Here is a 2409-nt window from a genome sequence, read left to right as displayed (position 1 = left end):
AAGAGAGATTTTTAGTATATGAATTAAGCTATTATTTTTAAAAAAAGTGTAAATACTAATCATTATAATAAATGGTTAGAAGGGATATATATGAAGCTTAATGAAAATAATAGAAATTTAGATAATAGCAAAATTAAGGGATTATCAAAAGAAGAGGTTGATAAACGTATAAAAGAAGGTAACTACAATAAAATTATAGATAGTGTTTCAAAAACAACTAAAGAGATAATAATAGACAATGTATTTACATTCTTCAATTTATTAAATTTAATATTAGCAATACTTATAATCCTTGTAAAATCCTATGAAAATGCATTATTTATGGGTATAGTAATATCAAATATAGTAATAGGAATAATACAGGAGATAAGGGCTAAAAAAACAATAGACAAATTATCTTTAGTATCTGCATCTAAAGCAAAAGTAATAAGAGAATCTAAAGAAGTTGAAATAAATGTAGATTCAATAGTATTAGATGATATTATAAAATATTCAACTGGAGAAGAAATAAGTGTAGATTCAATAATATTGGATGGAAGTGTAGAAGTAAATGAGTCATTATTAACTGGAGAAGTAGATGAAATATTAAAAAAAGAAGGAGATACACTTTTATCAGGAAGCTTTATAGTGTCAGGAACTTGTTATGCAAAGGCTGATAAAGTAGGAGAAAACAGTTATGCAGCTAAGATAACTAAAGTAGCTAAGAAAAGAAAAAAAGTAAATTCAGAGATTATGAATTCACTTGATAAGATAATTAAATATATAGCTATAGTAATAGTTCCTATTGGAGTAATACTTTTTCTAAAACAGATGTATGTATTAAATTATGGATTAAAACAATCTATAGTAAGTACAGTTGCAGCAGTTATAGGTATGATACCAGAGGGACTTTATTTACTTACAAGTATATCATTAGTGGTTTCTGTTATAAGATTAGGAAAAAAGAATATATTAGTTCAAGAACTTTATTGTATAGAAACCTTAGCTCGTGTTGATATGTTGTGTCTTGATAAAACAGGTACTATAACAGAAGGTAAAATGAATGTACGTGAGGTAGTAGTATTAGACGATAAATATAATGAAGAAAATACAAATAATATTATAGGTGCAATAACTCATACATTAGATGATGAAAATTCAACCTTTAATTGTTTAAGAGATAAATTTAAAGAAAATCCAAATTGGGAAACTATTAAAAAAGTTCCATTTTCATCACAAAGAAAGTGGAGTGGAGCTTCTTTTAAAGAGCAAGGAAGCTTTGTAATAGGAGCACCAGAATTTGTATTAAATGAAAATTATGAAAGTATAAAAGATAAAGTTGAAGAGTATTCATCAAAGGGATATAGAGTACTATTATTAGCTAAGAATGATAGAGAATTAATTGACGATAAATTAGATAAAAATATAGACAAAATAGCTTTAATTGTAATAGAAGATAAGATACGTGAAAATGTAGAAGAAACATTTGAATTCTTCGATAAACAAGATGTAAATATAAAAGTAATATCTGGAGATAATCCTGTAACAGTGTCACAGATAGCTAAAACTGCAGGAGTAAAAAATGCTGAAAAATATATAGATGCATCAACTCTTAAAGATACAGATGATATACAGAATGCTGTTGATAAATATATTGTATTTGGAAGAGTTCAACCAGAACAAAAAAGAGAAATAATAAAATCTCTTAAAGAAAAGGGACATACTGTAGCTATGACAGGAGATGGAGTAAATGATGTATTAGCACTAAAAGATAGTGACTGTAGTATAGCTATGGCATCTGGTAGTGATGCTGCAAGAAGAGTATCTCAACTTGTACTTACTGATTCAAACTTTAAATCTATGCCAAGCGTAGTAAATGAAGGTAGAAGGGTTATTAATAATATAGAAAAAAGTGCATCATTATTTCTAGTAAAAACAATATATTCATTTATACTATCAGTATTATTTTTAATAATAATGAAACCATACCCATTTGTACCTATACAATTAACTCTTATAAGTGGTCTTACTATTGGTATACCTTCATTTTTCTTTGCATTTGAACATAATAACAATAGAATCAAAAAGGGATTTTTAAAAAATATAATAAAAAGAGCCCTATCAGGTGGTATTACTATAGCAATAAATACATTATGTATAGTATTTATATCTAACATAATAAAAATACCTCAAGATAAAGTATCAAGTATAGTTGCTATATTAACAGGATTTACTGGACTTGTTATTTTATATAGAGTAAGTTTACCATTTAATAATCATAGAAAAATATTGTTAGCATCTATGAGTATATTATTTTTTATAATTGTAATCTTCTTTGGAAATAGACTTATGATATATAGACTTACTTTTATACAAACTATAATACTAATAGTATTTATGCTTATAACACCTATAATTATAAAGATTATA

1 protein-coding gene is annotated in these 2409 nt (G+C 25.7%); it reads left to right on the top strand.

Features of this window, described 5'->3' with window-relative positions:
- Positions 1 to 90: 90 nt before the first annotated feature.
- Positions 91 to 2409: cation-translocating P-type ATPase (locus G3997_RS06345; protein WP_296644597.1), on the top strand; the 2319-nt coding region annotated here is incomplete at its 3' end.

The organism is Romboutsia sp. 13368 (assembly GCF_018336475.1).
Classification (GTDB): Bacteria; Bacillota; Clostridia; order Peptostreptococcales; family Peptostreptococcaceae; genus Romboutsia.
Note: the sequence above shows the minus strand (reverse complement) of the source record. Positions and strands in the feature narration are given on the sequence as shown.